This window comes from Vibrio sp. 1402 (assembly GCF_033340275.1).
This window is the reverse complement of record NZ_JAWOWE010000140.1, coordinates 1-870: the sequence shown is the minus strand read 5'-3', so window position 1 is coordinate 870 and position 870 is coordinate 1. Positions and strand designations below refer to the sequence as shown.

The following is an 870-nucleotide window of genomic DNA, read 5'->3' as shown; positions in this document are numbered from 1 at the left end:
GAGGCTTTTTACTTTTTCTTCTGAGCTTTCTTCGCCATACTTAACGTTCTATTGCACCATTATTGTGCATCGCACAATCTCAACGCAAACAAGGACGTAATGTGGATACCAGTCTCCCTAGTGCCATACTCAACAACATGGTCACAGCAACGCTGATTCTTGATGATGGATTGGCCATCCGCTATGCCAATCCAGCCGCTGAGCTGTTGTTTTCGCAAAGCGCCAAACGCATTGTCGAACAATCGCTTTCTCAACTGATTCAGCATGCATCGTTGGACTTGGCCTTACTGACTCAGCCATTGCAAAGTGGCCAAAGCATTACCGACAGTGACGTGACGTTTGTCGTCGATGGTCGTCCGCTAATGCTGGAAGTCACAGTAAGTCCAATCACTTGGCAACGACAGCTCATGCTGTTGGTTGAAATGCGCAAAATAGATCAACAACGACGCCTCACTCAAGAGCTCAACCAACACGCACAGCAACAAGCCGCCAAACTGCTCGTGCGCGGTTTAGCTCATGAGATCAAAAATCCACTTGGCGGATTACGCGGTGCGGCGCAGCTGCTGGAAAAAATGTTGCCCGATCCATCGTTAACCGAATACACCCACATCATTATCGAACAAGCCGATCGATTAAGAGCGTTAGTCGACCGCCTACTTGGCCCACAGAAACCGGGCAAAAAGACACAAGAAAATCTACACCAAATTCTGGAGAAAGTACGCCAACTGGTCGAGTTAGAATCTCAAAACTCTATCATCATCGAACGTGACTACGACCCTAGCTTGCCCGAGATTTTGATGGATGCGGATCAAATAGAACAAGCGATGCTGAACATCGTCAGCAACGCGGCACAAATTCTTGCTCATCAAG

1 protein-coding gene is annotated in these 870 nt (G+C 47.9%); it reads left to right on the top strand.

Translation table 11 applies throughout. From position 1 onward, the window contains the following. Positions 1 to 137 precede the first annotated feature (137 nt). The coding region (gene glnL / locus R7044_RS24660) for a nitrogen regulation protein NR(II) (protein ID WP_263857033.1) at positions 138 to 870 on the top strand (733 nt) is incomplete at its 3' end.